Annotated in this window: 15 protein-coding genes and 1 other RNA gene; 8 read left to right on the top strand and 8 right to left on the bottom strand. The window is 46.2% G+C overall.

Annotated elements, in window-relative coordinates:
* Positions 1-17 precede the first annotated feature (17 nt).
* Positions 18-698 (top strand): zinc metallopeptidase, encoded by a 681-nt coding sequence (locus HF638_RS01785; RefSeq protein ID WP_169478615.1) that lies wholly within the window; start codon positions 18-20, stop codon positions 696-698.
* A gap of 43 nt (positions 699-741) precedes the next feature.
* Here HF638_RS01785 and gltC read toward each other — a convergent pair whose 3' ends face one another.
* Together gltC and HF638_RS01795 are read right to left on the bottom strand one after the other, a co-directional pair.
* On the bottom strand, positions 742-1,653 hold the full coding sequence (gltC, locus tag HF638_RS01790) for a glutamate biosynthesis transcriptional regulator GltC (RefSeq protein ID WP_036609648.1): 912 nt from the start codon (positions 1,651-1,653) through the stop codon (positions 742-744).
* A 69-nt stretch (positions 1,654-1,722) separates the two neighbouring features.
* Entirely contained in the window at positions 1,723-2,349 is a 627-nt protein-coding gene (locus HF638_RS01795; protein ID WP_145319307.1) for a rhomboid family intramembrane serine protease, read from the bottom strand.
* Positions 2,350-2,497: 148 nt separating this feature from the next.
* Here HF638_RS01795 and tpx point away from each other — a divergent pair, with 148 nt between their 5' ends.
* On the top strand, positions 2,498-3,016 hold the full coding sequence (tpx, locus tag HF638_RS01800; RefSeq protein ID WP_169478616.1) for a thiol peroxidase: 519 nt from the start codon (positions 2,498-2,500) through the stop codon (positions 3,014-3,016).
* A gap of 72 nt (positions 3,017-3,088) precedes the next feature.
* Here tpx and HF638_RS01805 read toward each other — a convergent pair whose 3' ends face one another.
* The 4 genes from HF638_RS01805 to cshA form a co-directional block, all read right to left on the bottom strand.
* A complete protein-coding gene (locus HF638_RS01805; RefSeq protein WP_017689382.1) occupies positions 3,089-3,481 on the bottom strand; it encodes a DUF1499 domain-containing protein in 393 nt (130 codons plus the stop codon).
* Between the two features lie 181 nt (positions 3,482-3,662).
* A non-coding RNA gene (ssrS, locus tag HF638_RS01810) (6S RNA) lies at positions 3,663-3,854 on the bottom strand.
* Between the two features lie 51 nt (positions 3,855-3,905).
* Positions 3,906-4,718: a YesL family protein gene (locus HF638_RS01815; RefSeq protein ID WP_169478617.1), complete on the bottom strand. Its 813-nt coding sequence runs from the start codon at positions 4,716-4,718 to the stop codon at positions 3,906-3,908.
* A gap of 208 nt (positions 4,719-4,926) precedes the next feature.
* Positions 4,927-6,525, bottom strand: a complete 1,599-nt coding sequence (gene cshA / locus HF638_RS01820) for a degradosome RNA helicase CshA (RefSeq protein WP_169478618.1) — start codon at positions 6,523-6,525, stop codon at positions 4,927-4,929.
* 305 nt (positions 6,526-6,830) lie between these two features.
* Here cshA and HF638_RS01825 point away from each other — a divergent pair, with 305 nt between their 5' ends.
* The 4 genes from HF638_RS01825 (at position 6,831) to HF638_RS01840 (ending at position 10,914) form a co-directional block, all read left to right on the top strand.
* Positions 6,831-7,652: a YitT family protein gene (locus tag HF638_RS01825; protein WP_145319319.1), complete on the top strand. Its 822-nt coding sequence runs from the start codon at positions 6,831-6,833 to the stop codon at positions 7,650-7,652.
* A gap of 175 nt (positions 7,653-7,827) precedes the next feature.
* Positions 7,828-8,016, top strand: a complete 189-nt coding sequence (locus HF638_RS28485) for a hypothetical protein (protein ID WP_029880762.1) — start codon at positions 7,828-7,830, stop codon at positions 8,014-8,016.
* 161 nt (positions 8,017-8,177) lie between these two features.
* Positions 8,178-9,359: a putative glycoside hydrolase gene (locus HF638_RS01835; RefSeq protein ID WP_169478619.1), complete on the top strand. Its 1,182-nt coding sequence runs from the start codon at positions 8,178-8,180 to the stop codon at positions 9,357-9,359.
* 202 nt (positions 9,360-9,561) lie between these two features.
* A complete protein-coding gene (locus HF638_RS01840) occupies positions 9,562-10,914 on the top strand; it encodes an MATE family efflux transporter (RefSeq protein WP_169479125.1) in 1,353 nt (450 codons plus the stop codon).
* A 79-nt stretch (positions 10,915-10,993) separates the two neighbouring features.
* On the opposite strand, the gene pfkA is transcribed toward HF638_RS01840, so the two are convergent.
* Together pfkA and HF638_RS01850 are read right to left on the bottom strand one after the other, a co-directional pair.
* Complete coding sequence (gene pfkA / locus HF638_RS01845; RefSeq protein ID WP_169478620.1) at positions 10,994-11,965, bottom strand: 6-phosphofructokinase; 972 nt, start codon at positions 11,963-11,965, stop codon at positions 10,994-10,996.
* Between the two features lie 53 nt (positions 11,966-12,018).
* Positions 12,019-13,098 (bottom strand): tetraprenyl-beta-curcumene synthase family protein, encoded by a 1,080-nt coding sequence (locus HF638_RS01850; protein ID WP_175623655.1) that lies wholly within the window; start codon positions 13,096-13,098, stop codon positions 12,019-12,021.
* A 179-nt stretch (positions 13,099-13,277) separates the two neighbouring features.
* Between HF638_RS01850 and HF638_RS01855 the strand changes: the two genes are divergently transcribed.
* Together HF638_RS01855 and HF638_RS01860 are read left to right on the top strand one after the other, a co-directional pair.
* On the top strand, positions 13,278-14,618 hold the full coding sequence (locus HF638_RS01855; RefSeq protein ID WP_169478621.1) for a polysaccharide biosynthesis protein: 1,341 nt from the start codon (positions 13,278-13,280) through the stop codon (positions 14,616-14,618).
* Positions 14,619-14,658: 40 nt separating this feature from the next.
* Positions 14,659-15,831, top strand: a complete 1,173-nt coding sequence (locus HF638_RS01860; RefSeq protein ID WP_169478622.1) for an MFS transporter — start codon at positions 14,659-14,661, stop codon at positions 15,829-15,831.
* Positions 15,832-15,905 lie beyond the last annotated feature (74 nt).

The following is a 15,905-nucleotide window of genomic DNA, read 5'->3' on the forward strand; positions in this document are numbered from 1 at the left end:
AAAGCGGAGGAATGAATATGAGTTTTAATAACGGTATGTTCGTATTGATCATTATCGCCTTTTTGCTCTCTTTATGGGCGCAATTTCGCGTAAAAGGTACTTTTAGACGTTGGTCAGAGGTACCAAACCAGAATGGAATCACCGGTTACGATGCCGCTCGCCAAATGCTCGACGCTAACGGCCTGCATGATGTTCCAATTGAGCCTGTACGCGGAACACTCTCTGATCACTATGATCCGATCAATCGAGTTGTACGCTTATCGGAACCAGTATATTATGAAAACTCAATCTCAGCTGTTTCGGTAGCGTGTCACGAAGTTGGCCACGCCATTCAGCATAAAGAAAGTTATCCGATGCTGGCACTGCGTCACCGGATCTTCCCAATTGTAAACTTTGCATCCGGATTAGCTCCGTTCCTGTTGATTGCAGGATTCATCTTCAATGCTATGAACCTTGTAGGTATCGGTATCATCTTCTTCTCCGTAACCGTTGCGTTCCAACTTATCACATTGCCGGTTGAGTTCAACGCCAGCAATCGCGCAAGAGAGATTATGGTATCTGAAGGTTATATTCGCAATGAAGAAGAAAAAGGTGTTGCTAAAGTTCTGAATGCCGCGGCTTTGACTTACGTTGCTGCAGCGCTGATCTCACTGCTTGAATTGATTCGTTACATCGGAATCTTCAACAGCCGCGATTAATTGGATACTTAATACAACAAAAACAAAAAACAATACCCCACCGTTAATCGGATGGGGTATTGTTTTGTTGTAAACCGAAATAATCAAGCAAGAATGAACGAAAGGACTGAGCAACCAGCGGCAGTTTATCATGCGCACGATGAATTAACCCTATAGTTCGCGTTACTTTTGGATGAGAGATGGCCACATGTGCCGGCTGCAACGGGTTCGTCTGGAACAACGCCATCTCAGGCAACAGACTGACCCCCATACCCGCAGCGACTAATCCACGGATGGTATCCGTCTCTTCACCTTCAAATGCGATCTTGGGTGTAAAACCAGCTTCCAGACAGGCATGCCACACAATAGGACGAAGAGAGTAACCTTTACTGAATAATACGAACTTATCATCCTTGAGCTGTTCGAGCGCAATCGTCTCCTCACCAGCTAACGGATGATTCGGAGGCAGGATGGCATGTAACTCTTCCGTGAGTACAATATCGCCATCCACTTGATCATGCTTCTCCGGAAATGGAGAAATGAATGCCAAGTCTACTTCTCCCGATAACACATCACGAATGAGTGTAGGAAACATCCCCTGCTTGAATCTGAATTTCACGTTAGGGTAGCGCTGGCGGAAAGCAGCAACAACGGAAGGAATGAGATGAATCCCCAAACTATGCGGAAACCCGATTCGAATCTCCCCATGTTCCGGGTCCAGAAACTCATGAACTTCCCCGACTGCCTTATCCAGATCTTTCAATATGCCTTCAATTCGTTTGCAAAAGAGCTGTCCTACTGCAGTCAACTGCAGGTTTCGCCCCTTTTGCATAAAAAGGTCCACGCCCAGCTCTTCTTCCAGCTGATGAATCTGACGACTCACCGCCGACTGCGCCACATGCAACTCTTCAGCAGCTTGTGTTACATGTTCCTTCTGTGCCACTTTCAAAAAGTAATGCAACTGTCTTAATTCCACTCGCCTGATCGCTCCAATCTGTTATACCCTACTTATCCTTGATTGCATTCCATCTTGAGAACGTTCTGACTACCGCTTTAAGCTGCGGGGTTTCCACAATCTGATCAACAGTCCATAAATAAAGAATCCACCCAGCAATCCGCCGAGATGAGCCATCCAGTTGATGCCCGACATGGCGAAGGAGAATATAATTCCGAACACAAGCAAGGTGTACATCGTTTTGCGCGAAGCCTCATCCATCATGGTGCGCTGGAACAGCGCTACATACAGGAATGCACCATAGACGGCATAGATCGCTCCTGAAGCACCCACCGAGATAGTAATACTGCCAACTGAGTTGTACCATGCAACAGCAAGAATATTACCCAACACACCACCACCCAGGTACAACACACCATACCTTACCGATCCGAGTAACCGTTCCATCGGTGGTGCAAATACAATTAACGCAAAGCTGTTGAACAATAAATGACTGAAGCCTGCGTGCAGGAAGATGGATGTAATGTAGCGCCACCACTCCGAAGCGAACAGTTCATAATTCGTAAGCGCCCCGAATTTCAGCAACACCATATTGTTCGTTGAACCACCATTTACCGTTAACACGATAAACATCACTACATTGGCAATTAAAAAAATCGACGTCAAAGGGAAATACTTCAAATAACCTTTCCAGTTCTCATAGCGAATAAATATCATAAATTTCTTCTTTCACTCCACCCTGTTCAGATCGGACTTACATCTCTGATCCATCGTAATGGTACATGCCCGAATTGGACAATGCCTTTCATAAAAGATTATAATGGATTTTGGCACGGATCACCAATTTATAAGGAGGAACATTATTATGACACAAGAACGTACAGGCGCAGCCACATTTAAAGGCAACCCTATTACATTGATCGGACCCGAATTGAAAGCGGGCGATCAAGCACCCGATTTCACACTGAGCAAGAACCTGGTTGAAGATGCATCCCTGAAAGACTTCGCAGGCAAAATCAAATTGATCAGCGTTGTTCCTTCCCTGGATACTGGCGTATGCGATGCGCAAACTCGTCGTTTCAATGTTGAAGCTGGAGAACTCGGAGACAATGTTGTTGTCTTGACAGTAAGCGTTGACCTTCCGTTCGCTCAAGCCCGTTGGTGCGGAGCAGCTGGCGTTGACCGCGTAGTAACATTGTCAGACTACAAAACACGTTCTTTCGGTGAAGACTACGGCGTTCTGATCAAAGAATTCCAGTTGGACATGCGCTCCATTTTTGTGGTGGATGCTGAAGACCGGATTACATATGTGGAGTATTTGCCTGAAATGACAGACTCCCCTAACTTCGAGCAAGCGATTGCTGCTGTAAAAGCTTTGCTGTAGAAGTTATCATACGTTCAGAACAAAAGCGAGGAAGGTTAACCTTCTCTCGCTTTTTGTTATTCATCATCTATTTCAATCATTTGCTTTATACTTACTCAGCTTTTTATCCAGTACAGAGAATAAGTTCATAATCGTCCGATAGTTAGAGCCCAAGTCTCCAAGTGAACCACGGGAAGCTGAATACATATCCACTGCACTACGTACAGGACTTACCGAGATAATGGAAACTGTAATATCCATCGTCCGTCCAAAGGTAGTCCGCTTCTCCAGTATAACTTCTCCAACAGAAGGCACTTCGTGCAGTACTTTATAACCTGGAATCTTTTTGAGTGTCGAAGAAACCTCTTCCCAGGCTCTGTCTTTGGATAAGTTATAATACCGTGTTTTTAATTTGGGATCCTTGGCTCGATCGCTGGTCCCCTCCATGCTGCGGATGATACCGACGAGCGTTCTCTTTAAGGTCAAGACCCTTCCTCCTTTGAATGTAACCGTTCCATTTATGTATCTTAGTGTAACATTGTTCAAGTAGTAACAAAAGGGTAAGCATCATATTTATCACAAAACCAATCAAAACCATTCATTACAACATAAAAACACCCTGAAATTCCTTCAAAGAGGAAAAGTCAGGGTGCTGTACATGAAAATTTAGAAACCCGCCTATGCCGTCCGGCTACATTGTCTTATGAACCTGCTTGGCAGGTGGGTGACCGCAAAAATGCTTTTTGAAGTCCCCATGTCGTATAGACAGGGCTTTTCAGCAACATTCTGTGTTGATCTCCCGAAGACGTCATCATTGGTTCAAAACAACGAATAACCGAAACGTACATCGCAGGATGTACAATTATTATATCCCTAACTGTGTAAAAAGTAAATGGCGATCCATCATGTTTTATTTTTGCAGTGTAATGTTTTTGTCGTCTGATGGCTCAGATGCTTCACCGTTCTCTGCTGATTCCTCAGCCAGCGCAGCGGCTTCCTCTTCTTCCTTCTTCAACTGCATCTTCTCCATCTGCTCCTGCATTTTATTGAAGGTTGCGTAGAAGTTGAAGAAAGCAAACCAGGCGATGATACTGATAATGAAGAAAATGAACAATACCGGATAACGGAAACCGATGTAGAACAACAGTCCGCTTCCCAGCAATGTGGAGAATACACGGAAAGGTCTGATCAGCGTAAGCAATACCGCATTTTTGATAATGAGCCCGATGGACATATGGTAGTGTACAACCATCGAGAAAAAGTTAAAGAGTGATACAAATAACAAGAGAAGCAGCACAAGCATAATGATTCCCACGAGCTGCATGTTGCGGAACTGCGTCATGTATACCGTATAATCCAGATACATAATTGCGAACAGCAGTGTGTAAAAAATGCCCCCAATTAAACTTTGCTTATAGTTTTCCTTGTAACCTACAAAGAAAGTACGGAAGATCGGCACATCCGTATCGCCCATATTCCATTTACGAACAACCGTAAACAGCGCCGACGTCGCCGGGAATAGTGTAAGCGGTGCCACAATGGCTATAGCCCAGTTCATTTGCAATGATTCGTTGGCGAGGTTCTGCTGCATAACGAGCAGTTTCATAATCAAGAAAAACAAGAACGGCGACGAACAAATAGCCCACAACAGATTGGTTGCGGCCAGTCGCGTAATCCACTCTGTAAGCCGGTATATCCCGCCCATAGCTCCTTTAAATTCCAAACATTTCTCCTCCTCCGCAGCCTTGCGTATACCTAAAGTCTAATATTAATATACCTTATTATCGATAGGAAAAGCCAGCACTTCCCGAAAAGAGATCGGCCAAGCCCCTGACCAGTGCTTTTGCCAGTGAGCAAAAGACGATACAGCCATTTGAAAACAAAAAAAATGGAGCAGTTGCCTGCTCCATTTTCCAGTTCATACGTTTATATTACTCGAAAGAAGAATCTTTCGCTGGACGACGTCCTTCGTTGCTGCTTGGACGCGGTTTGCGGTCACGATTGTAACCACCTTCTCTGCTTCCACTACCAGTGCTGCTGCTTCCGCTGTTACGATCACGGTTGTAGCCGCCACGTCCGCCGCCACTGCTGTTGCGATCACGGTTGTAACCACCACCACTGCCGCCGCTACCACTTGTGCGGTTACCGCTGTAACCCGATGGTTTACGTCCGCCTGAGCGAACATCTGGTTTACGACGCTTCGCACGGATCGGATCTTCAGGAGTCAGATCAACTTGAGCATCTTTTTTGTCACCTGTCAGGAGCTTCAGTGCAGCCGACAACAGTTGAACAGAATCATATTGCTCAAGCATTTGAATCGCGATACCTTTGTATTCGTTCAGTTCGCCCGATTGTACGATTTCCAGCAAACGCTCTGCTGTCAAACGTTGTTTGCCTTCAACCGCTTCTGCCATTGTTGGCAGTGGTTTACGTGGAATACGGTGACGTGTTACACGCTCGATGAAGTGCAAGTGATCAATCTCACGCGGTGTAACGAAGGACCAAGCAGCACCCTCTTTACCCGCACGACCTGTACGACCGATACGGTGAACATAGCTCTCCGGATCTTGCGGAAGGTCAAAGTTAACAACATGAGTTACGCCAGATACGTCGAGACCACGTGCAGCCACGTCTGTTGCAACGAGTACGTCAATGCTGCCGTCACGGAACTTACGCATTACCGCATCACGTTGATTCTGGGACAAGTCACCATGAAGACCGTCTGCAGAATATCCACGTTTTTGCAAAGCTTCAGCCAATTCGTCAACACGACGTTTTGTACGTCCGAATACGATCGCCAGTTCAGGAGATTCCATATCCAACAAACGGCTCAACGCTTCGAATTTTTGACGCTCAGGTACTTCGATATAGGATTGGTCAATCAATGGTGCACTAACATGTTTCGGAATCACAGAGATGTGCTCAGGATTGTTCAAGAATTGTTGTGCCAATTTTTGAATATTAGGAGGCATTGTTGCTGAGAACAGCATAGTTTGACGCTCGTCTGGAACTTGTTTCAGGATGGATTGGATATCCTCCATGAAACCCATGTCGAGCATTTCATCTGCTTCATCCAATACAACAGTTTGTACATCATCAAGTTTGATTGTTTTGCGGTTGATGTGGTCAAGGAGACGTCCAGGTGTACCAATGATGATCTGTGGTTTTCTTTTCAGTGCACGGATTTGACGAACGATATCTTGTCCGCCGTAGATTGGCAGGGAGCGCAGACCTTTGAAGCGAGTAAGTTTTTCGATCTCTTCAGCAACTTGAATTGCAAGTTCGCGTGTAGGTGCCATAATGAGGGCGCGGATTTTCTCGTCACTTTTCGTGATTTTGCTGATCAACGGAATACCGAATGCAGCTGTTTTACCCGTACCTGTTTGAGCTTGACCAATCAAATCTCTGCCTTCGAGTGCCAAAGGAATCGCTTTGGATTGGATCGGTGTTGCTTCTTCAAACCCGAGCTCAGTGATGGCTTGCAGCACCAGTGGTTCAAGATTGAAATCTGTGAAATTTAAATTTGTCAAAATTATTCATGCTCCTTTTATATGGTGGACATGGTGGACAATCCACTTTGTTGTCTGTATTCTTAAGTAGCGTTAATATTTATAGGGTATCCCAACGGGACGAATTATTTTCACGACGAATATAATTCCATTGAATGGGTCCCCAACATAAGACTAAAACTACATACATGTGTTTGAAACATTTCAAAATTTTATTGCTCCATTTAGGAAAAGTTTCCTACTCAAGAATATCCACAAATTATTATATCACAAAACAATTCAAGATTACCAGCAATCTGGTTTTAAATATAAATGAGGTGATTAAATTGCCCAAAATAATTTGGCACTCTTTAGTGATCATTTTGGGTGCTGCAGCTATTGCCTGCGGCTTCAACTGGTTTTTGGTTCCCCATCAGCTTTTAAGCGGCGGGGTATCCGGTATTTCCATGCTTCTGGGTTATTTCACGACTTTGAATCTTAGTATAATGTATTTTGTTCTCAACATTCCCCTGCTTATTGCAGGTTGGTTTATTCTTGGACGACGCTTCATTACATTAAGTATTCTCTCGGTAGCAGCCACTTCCTGGTTCATTGCGCTTCTGCCTGTTTTTGCTGTGGCTACAGACCCTTTGCTAAGCTCTGTATTTGGCGGTGTACTTATTGGACTGGGCACTGGCGTATCCTTCAGAGTCGGCGGCTCCACAGGCGGTCTGGACATTGTCGGTTCCATTTTCACGCGTAAACGAGACTTTCCGATCGGTACGGTAATGGCTGGCATGAACGGTACCATCATTATGCTCGCGGGATATCTGAGTGACAACTGGAATACTGCCTTGGCCTCTATGGTGTCCATCTACATTACAGGCAAAGTGCTTGATCTGATTCATATCAGTCACGTCAAAGTAACGCTATACATCATTACAAACGAAACCGAATCCATGTTGAAGAAATTACTTGTTCGACCACGTGGGGTTACCAAGATTAAGACTCAAGGCGCGTACACGGATATTGAAAAGGACATGCTTATGACCGTTACCACCCGTTACGAGTTGGTTGAAATCAAACGTATTATCAAGGAAACAGATCCAAACGCCTTTGTTAACATTGTGGAAACGGTTGGTGTTATGGGCTCATTCCGCAGAAGTTGAGACACCTGTACGGTTAACAATTCACAACATTGTGGTATAATAACGGTGTACGGCTCCTAAATATGTTGTATAGCAGGTTCAACCCTTCAATTTTCACAGGCCATATGCTTTCCCGAATCGCGCCGAATGACTTACCATTTTGGAATTCGAGTAGGAAAGGGTGATTAATGTGGATATGGAAACGGTAAAACTGTTTGAGATTGTCAACAGATGGTGCCCGGAAATGCTCCCTTTCTTGAAACCGAATGAACTCGACTCGCTGATTGTCCTCCGGGATGGGCTGGGCATCCTGGAACAGGGAGATGCAATGGAAATCATTCAGTACAGTATTTGTGAGCATCAAAATGAGATTTACATTCAATAATTTTTTTCAGACTGATTACGCCGCTTCTTGCAGGGGATTTCCTCAGCAGGAAGCGGTTTTCATTTTTTCCATGTGTTTCATTACTTGATTAATATGGTTAAAAGCCCGGAGGCTTTAATGTATAATTCATACATGGAATGCACATAAGGGAGTGGAAATGAATGAACATGTTTTGGGCTTTACTGGCTATGGCCTTTGGAGGCTTTGGTGGTGCCCCGGCAGTGGCAGATCAGGGAAATCCTCAATTCCAATCGTTAACCAACAGTTTTAACACCGCAATTATCCAATCTCAAAAAGATCAGGTTGTTATTGATGCCGATAATCCACCTGCTAAAATTGACCCACAACCTGATGCCCCCGTGGTCAAAGGTATCTATGTAACGGCCTACAGTGCCGGCGGCGCACGTATGAAAGAATTGCTGGAGCTGACAGACAGTACGGAACTGAATGCCATGGTCATTGATATCAAAGACGATCTCGGATACATAACTTATCCCACAGAAAACAAAGCACTACAGAAAATGGGCAAGTCCCAACCTTTTATTCGGGATATCGATGCCTTGATGAAACGATTACAAAAACATGAGGTTTACCCAATCGCACGTGTCGTTGTATTCAAAGACACCATTCTTGCGAAGAAGAATCCGGAGCTTTCTTTCCGAAACAAGGATGGTTCGGTTTGGGCGAATGGCAAAGGCGACAGCTTCGTAAATCCATACAGCAAGGAAGTATGGGACTATAATATCGAGATTGCCAAGGAAGCGGCCAAACTGGGATTCAAAGAGATTCAGTTTGACTACGTCCGTTTCCCGGAAGGTTTCGAAACTCGTGCGGATGTACTGAAATATACCAAATCCGACAAGTCCCGCGTCGATATTGTGGCTGAATTCGTGCAATATGCACGCAAAGAACTGGCACCTCTAGGTGTTCGTGTCTCGGTAGATATCTTCGGTTATGCGGCTTCTGTACCTGCGGCTGAAGGTATTGGACAGGATTTTGTTAAAATATCCGAAAATGTGGATGTGATCTCACCAATGGTATACCCGAGTCACTATTCAACTGGCTGGTATGGGGTGAAGGACCCTGACAAAGATCCTTACACGACCATCAAAGGCTCGATGGAAGACACACACAAGAAACTGGACCCTACCAAGGAGCTCAAACCTGTCATTCGTCCCTGGATTCAGGATTTTACAGCAAGCTGGCTGGGCAGTGGACATTACATCAAGTATGGCAAGAAGCAAGTGGAAGACCAGATCAGAGCGATGAAGGACATGGATGTGCATGAATATCTGCTCTGGAATGCCTCCAACCGATACACTTCAGGTGTAGATTATAAGTAATCCGGCCTCTTTCATATTTCTATATTTCACTCAACCTCGTTCTGCTTGAAGCGGAGCGAGGTTTTTTGGCGTTCATTTTTCTTAGTACGCCCCTACGCTTCTGTCCCTATTCAAAACGGACAAAATCCACTACAATAAATAGCTGTCCATATATGACACTTGGATGACATCTCTTTAGAATAGCGAGGCACTGCCAGTGAACATGAACACAACAAGCTTTTCCCAAAAAGTGAAGCAATTCCTGATTATATTTTTGCCCATCTTCACCACTCAAATCGCCCTCTCAGCCATGTCGTTCTTCGACACGAATATGTCAGGCAAGTTCTCCCCTGCAGATCTTGCAGGAGTGGCCATCGGCACAAGTCTATGGTTGCCCGTGCAAACTGGGCTTAGCGGCATTCTGATCGGAATTACGCCTGTCGTTTCCCATCTGCTAGGTTCCAAACGGAATGATCAGATCGGGTATAACGTCATACAAGCGTTGTATCTTGGTATTGCTGTTAGTCTACTCGTTCTTGGAGGAGGGGCGCTGTTACTTGGCCCTATACTGAACGGAATGCCTCTGGAACCCCGGGTTGCCCAAGTTGCTTTCTATTTCTTGTGTGCACTTGCTTTTGGTATCATTCCGCTCTTCGGATATACGGTACTGCGCAGCTTCATGGATGCTCTTGGTCAGACGCGAACTACGATGTTCATTACGTTGGTCTCCCTGCCCGTTAACATCTTTCTGAATTATCTGCTGATTTTTGGCCGTTGGGGTTTCCCGCAATTGGGCGGAGTTGGTGCTGGTGTCGCTACAGCATGTACCTACTGGCTCATCTTTCTTATTAGTCTCTTTTTTGTCCATCGGGTCGAACCTTTCGCCCAATACGGCATTTTCCGTCAGTGGACCCGTGTATCCTTGACCAAATGGAAAGAGTTACTCAAAATCGGGGTTCCGATTGGATTCGCGACTTTTTTCGAAACATCCATCTTCGCTGCGGTGACCTTAATGATGAGCCGTTTCGACACCACAACAATAGCTGCCCATCAGGCGGCACTGAACTTCGCTTCTACGCTCTACATGTTGCCTGTGAGCATATGTATGGCACTTACGATCCTTGTGGGCTTTGAGGCAGGTGCAGGACGTCTGAAAGACGCCAAGCAATACAGTCTGCTCGGAATTGGTGGAGCCATCGGGCTTTCATTGCTAACAGCCATCGTGTTGATAGTGTTCGGCGAACAGATTGCAGGCGTGTATTCAAACGATCGAGAGGTCATTGCACTCACACAGCATTTCCTCGTCTACGCGATCTTCTTTCAAATCTCGGATGCGATTGCTACACCGACCCAAGGAGCATTACGTGGCTACAAAGATGTTAATCCGGCACTGATCATTACGTTCGTAGCGTATTGGATTATTGGTCTGCCTGTAGGTTATCTTACAGCTACGTATACTTCACTCGGCGCCTTTGGATATTGGATCGGACTCATTGCCGGCCTTGCTGTAGGAGCAACTGCGCTTCTCTGGAGACTCTTCCTGGTACAAAAACAAGCCGCACTCCGCAAGGCGTAGGCATCTCCTATTCCACCGAACAACAAAAAGAGCACAATCCTCGTCAATACGGGATTGTGCTCTTTGCTTCTGAATTGAATTATTGGGACAAACGTTGTGCAAGCTCGTAAGTCTCCATATCGAAATCTTTTTTCGTGTTAACCACTTTATCGATATCCGTCAGGGTAAGCTCACCCTTGATAATGCCACAACCTTTGTCTGTCTCGCCTGCAATCAGACTGCGAACAGCGAAATCGCCCAGACGACTTGCCAGGTTACGGTCGAAAGGTGTTGGTGTACCCCCACGCTGAATGTGACCCAGAACGGTTACACGCGGCTCATACGTCGGGCAACGTTCCATCAGTTCTTTCGCTACATCCTCACCCTTGCCCACGCCTTCAGCAACGATGATAATACTGTGACGTTTGCCGTGTGCGAAGTTAGCTTTCATACGATCTGCCACTTCGTCCATGTCAAACGGAACTTCCGGCACAAGAATCGTTTCAGCACCCGAAGCAAGTCCTGCATGCAGGGCGATATCCCCACAATGACGACCCATAACTTCAACGATGGAAGAACGTTCATGTGAAGACATCGTATCACGCAATTTGTTCACTGCATCAACCACTACGCTTACAGCTGTGTCAAATCCAATAGTATGGTCGGTGAATGAAACATCGTTATCGATCGTTCCTGGCAGACCCATGGTGTTAATGCCCAGTTTGCTCAGTTTGTTCGCTCCGTTGTATGAACCATCTCCACCGATAACAACCAGACCGTCAATGCCACGCGCACGCAGAATATCCGCCCCTTTTTGCTGACCTTCAGCGGTGTAGAACTCTTTGCAACGTGCCGATTGAAGAACCGTCCCCCCACGTTGAATGATATCCCCTACACTCCGCAGATCCATTGGGAAAATGTCATTATTCAAAAGACCCTGGTATCCACGTTGAACTCCGTATACTTCGAGACCGTGAAACAGTCCACTGCGAACAACCGCACGAACAGCCGCGTTCATCCCCTGTGAATCACCACCGCTCGTTAATACTGCGATTTTCTTTACTGCTGTCATGATGTTTCTTCCTCCTCTAGTTTCACTTCAGGCTCCGCAATAACGCACCTGACTTACATATTTTTCCGTATCCAGCGACTAAAAATGAAGAAAAATATTCTCGTCATTGGACTATTCTTCATCAGACGTTTGGACACGACGCGAACTTCCTGCTGTTCGCTGACTTTGGGATCAGACAGGTAAATGGCAATTAGTCCTTCGATGATCATCCGGTGAAAGGAGCTTCCCGGAATCTTCTGCACATCGCTGCGTGCCATCTCCACAATAAAAGCAATTCGGTCCAGCATTGTCTCTACATTCTCATAATAGTTGCAGAAGTTGAGATCTCCCCCGATGCGGTCCTCATCCTGATCAATTAAGTAATCGAGCATAATGTGCAATGCGCATACATGTGGGAAATAGGCCGTGTGGATCGAGGCCGCTTGCTCTTCAGTCAACTGATCGTCACTCGCAGCCAGAAACAGCATGAATACGCCCAGTGTAGAGCCAGTTGCAGCAGCAAATTCGTTCCAACGAAACTGAGGTGTGCGATGACGGTGCTCCGACCACCATTCGAGCAGTGCCGTTTCTCTCAGTTCCGGCTTGATATGCTTATATACCTGCAGGTCCGTGTATAGGCCTGCCAGATCCTGAATTTGGGGCTTGGCGGACGCATAGCCTGGTAACTGACGGGTCAGTTCCTGACATGTGGTCACCAGATTCCGCAGATATCCACCGTCATCCTGCTCCTCACGGAGGGCATAATAATTGACGGGAATCGCTTCGGGATCTACCGCATCAAGCATGGATTGATGGAGAAGACGAAAGTCATCCGGGTCCATCGAGGTGCTGCGGTCGCACAGATTGTCCAAATAATCACTAATAGTTTGATATGAAACGATCAGCGGAATCAGAATGTGCCTGTTGGGCAAATCAGCTAAAGCGTAGACGGTTCCGCCTTCACAGTGAAACTGTTTATCCTTCAGACTGGCAAGTGCCTGCGTACGTAATTCCTCATTCGGAATCGCCTCAGCTTGGGCACGCCATCCATTCAGTGCCTTCCGTGTTTCCGGAATGGTGTATTTGTACACCCCTCTCATCAATGCCAACGGTCCACGCGGATATTGATGACGTTTTCGATTTGATTGGCTCAAAATAAATGTGCCTCCACTTGGTTGAATACGTATTAGAGCGATTTTTAACCATTCCTATTATAATATGATCCCCTTAATTGTACAAATGATCTGCCGCATATTCCGCACAAAAAATCGCATCGGCGTTCAAAGCTTTGTGATATACTATCCATATTTCATCCATCAAAGGAGTCGTTGACATGTCGTCAAGTGAATCACTTTCGTGGAGACGGTTATTTTCTTTTTTTGTGCCACTTGGCATTTCCGCCTCTCTCGTCACCATTTCTCACGTCATTATAAACAGCACATTAGCACGTTCCGCTCATCCCGAGACGGTTATTGCCAGCTATGCCATCGCCGGTAGCTTGTTAACCCTCACGGAACGCCCCTCCACTCTGCTGCGGCAAACCTGTTCCGCACTGGTTCGCGATCGCCTTTCCTTTCAGGCCCTCACGTTTGTGACCAAAATATTTCTTGCCTGTGTGCTTCTAATTGGTTTTCTCATCGTTTATTCCCCCTTGGGTACCGGGGTATTCAAATACCTGTTTGGTGTAAGTCCGGACTTGCTGACCAAAGTCATCGACGTATATGAAATTCTCATGTATGTGAGTATCTTTTCAGTAATCCGCAACATCTATCAGGGGATCATCATTACGAATAACCGCACCAAGTGGTTAACGATCGGCATGGTATTCCGTTTAGCCGGCATGTATGGACTATCCCTGTATTTCATATATACAGACAGCATTGACAGTGGACGTGTAGGCGCTATCATTTTTGCTGCTGGCATGATGATTGAAGCGCTGGTCAGCTTTCTGGAGGGAAACAGCATCAAGCGCAAGATGCCAGCCAAGCTTGAGGATCATCCCGTCGAGAGCAAGGGAGACGTATTTCGCTTTTATAAGCCGCTACTGCTATCCAGCTTTGTAGCCCTGTTTATAGGACCGGTCATTAACATCGTTCTTGGCAAAACGACCGGAATCGCACTAGCCATTTCGTCCTTTGCCATAGCAAGCAGTCTGATGCAGTTGATGCTAAGCTTCTTTACATACATCCATCAGATCGTGCTTAATTTCTACCTTGTGGACGCCAAACTGGTACGAAAATTCGCGCTTGTCACCGGATTTATTCCGTTTGCGATGATGGTGTCGATTGCCTATACCCCCTTGGGACCATGGGTACTCGAAAATGTTATGAGCGTTCAGGGCGAACTGTTGAAACAAAGTCTCTGGACCCTGCGTGCGTTCGTCTTATTTCCGCTGATCTTCCCTTTTCTGGATTTCAGCAATGGCCTCATTCTGCTTCGCGGTCAGACGAAAACAATGTTTCGTTCGCAAACCGCGAATGCAATCTGCACGGTAATCGTGCTGCTTATACTGGTTAGTATCTTCCCTGCGTGGAACGGCATGATTGGAGCTGTTGCCCAATCCCTTGGCCTGCTCGCCGAACTTATCATTGTCTGGCTTGTCATCCGGCGCACGCAGCAAGAACCTACCATGTCCGTGCCGAAAGCTGGTAAATCATCATCCCTGAAAGGGTAATAAAATCATTGAACTGTTATCAGGATTGGAGTCTCTCATCATGAAATTAAGTCACAACGCCCGCCCAGATCAGAACTGGCTGCGGGCTCTCATGTTCACCATCTTCGGTTCCACCGTTCTGGTGGTATCCTACTTCCAGCTGTACTTCAGTCATCTGGGCTTCAGTCGGGCTGAGATCGGTTATCTCTACGGGATCGGCCCCCTCATCTCTGTTTTCTCCAATATGTTCTGGAGCATGGCCAGCGACCGTTACCAGACGGTGCGCAAAGTGATGATCATTCTGCTTGGTGGTCAATTGATCACAGGTATCATGCTCGCCAATGCGACGACTTTTGGTCAGGTATTTGTACTCGTGACCCTGTTTTACTTTTTCTATTATCCGGTCTATCCACTCTCCGATACGATGGCTATTACAACGGCCAGCAAGTATGGTCGAAACTTCACTTCCATTCGAGTCTTCGGATCGATTGGGTATGCCTTCTTCGCATTAAGTATCGGGTATTTTCTCGGATCTTTTGGTCCAGGATGGACGATCTGGCTTTGTGTCGGTCTCGCTGCCACAACTCTTCTAATCAGTTTTCAATTGAAGGATCAGCCTTCGGGAAGCAGTAGCAAAATGGATCTTTCGGGGCTGTGGGCTATTTTGAAACGCAGAGATGTGCTCACCTTTTTTGGCTGTGTATTTTTGCTTGCCATGGGACATCGCATGAACGAAGCATTCCTTACCATCACGCTAAAAGATCTGGGTGCCAGCGAGGGCCTGATCGGCTGGTCTTTGCTGATCTCTTCCGTAAGTGAAATTCCCATTTTCCTGCTACTCAGCAAGTATGGAAACCGTTATAAAGAACTGCCGCTAATTGCTTTTGCTGCACTGATGTATACGGTTCGTTTGCTTCTCATGTCTGTCTCCGATACACCTGCAGCTGTTGTTGCGATTCAGACGATGCACAGTGTTACCTTTGGTATTTTCTACGTTACGGCGGTCCGCTACATCATTCGCCTAGTTCCGGACGGCTACAGAGCTACAGGTATGGCTTTGTTCACCATTGTCTGGTCCAGTGCTTCGGGACTTCTTAGTGGAACGTTGGGCGGACTGCTGCTGGAACATGCAGGCAGACAAGCCTTCTATCTCACCGCTATGGCTTTCTCCCTGGCTGCACTAATCGGTTTCGGATTGAAGTTATGGTCCAGCATGACCAATCGTGTCTCGTGAACACACAGGGAAACCCAGAGCGTATGTACCCGATATCCACACCGAAAATGTAGAATCAAAAAAAGCACAGCCTC

The sequence above is a fragment of the Paenibacillus sp. SZ31 genome, from assembly GCF_012912005.1.
Lineage (GTDB): Bacteria > Bacillota > Bacilli > Paenibacillales > Paenibacillaceae > Paenibacillus.

Excerpts from the sequence above, each read along its gene's own strand:
- HF638_RS01860 (WP_169478622.1), top strand. The coding sequence starts at position 14,659 with ATGAAATTAAGTCACAACGCCCGCCCAGATCAGAACTGGCTGCGGGCT.
- HF638_RS28485 (WP_029880762.1), top strand. The coding sequence starts at position 7,828 with ATGGAAACGGTAAAACTGTTTGAGATTGTCAACAGATGGTGCCCGGAA.
- tpx (WP_169478616.1), top strand. The coding sequence starts at position 2,498 with ATGACACAAGAACGTACAGGCGCAGCCACATTTAAAGGCAACCCTATT.
- HF638_RS01835 (WP_169478619.1), top strand. The coding sequence starts at position 8,178 with ATGAACATGTTTTGGGCTTTACTGGCTATGGCCTTTGGAGGCTTTGGT.
- HF638_RS01785 (WP_169478615.1), top strand. The coding sequence starts at position 18 with ATGAGTTTTAATAACGGTATGTTCGTATTGATCATTATCGCCTTTTTG.
- HF638_RS01855 (WP_169478621.1), top strand. The coding sequence starts at position 13,278 with ATGTCGTCAAGTGAATCACTTTCGTGGAGACGGTTATTTTCTTTTTTT.
- HF638_RS01795 (WP_145319307.1), bottom strand. The coding sequence starts at position 2,349 with ATGATATTTATTCGCTATGAGAACTGGAAAGGTTATTTGAAGTATTTC.
- HF638_RS01840 (WP_169479125.1), top strand. The coding sequence starts at position 9,562 with ATGAACACAACAAGCTTTTCCCAAAAAGTGAAGCAATTCCTGATTATA.
- pfkA (WP_169478620.1), bottom strand. The coding sequence starts at position 11,965 with ATGACAGCAGTAAAGAAAATCGCAGTATTAACGAGCGGTGGTGATTCA.